We start from the raw sequence: 252 nt of genomic DNA, 5'->3' as shown, positions 1-252 counted from the left end.
GTCCAGGATCTTGCCAGCTCTTCCTTGTGATCGGTCAGGATGGCGTTGTAATTCCACACTGTCAGCAGCGTCGGCTCGAACTGGCACTGCAACGCGGCTACATTCAGCGCAGACCGCATCGACCAGACCAGCGCCGCCTGCGTCTCGTCCGCCGACGCGCCCGGCAGCGGCTGCATCATGCCCGGCTCGTCGCCGCGCACGGCATCGCCGGCAAATTGAAAACTGCGCAGGAAGAACTGCGCGGATGCCGGT

At 64.3% G+C, this 252-nt stretch carries 1 pseudogene; it reads right to left on the bottom strand.

Annotation, left to right across the window (positions count from 1 at the left end):
* Window positions 1-252, bottom strand: a pseudogene (locus AC0CH8_RS19000) (hypothetical protein); the annotation flags it as partial.

The sequence above is a fragment of the Sphingomonas sp. AC435 genome (assembly GCF_979253005.1).
The sequence above is the reverse complement of the archived record's forward strand: the minus strand, read 5'-3'. Positions and strand labels throughout refer to the sequence as shown.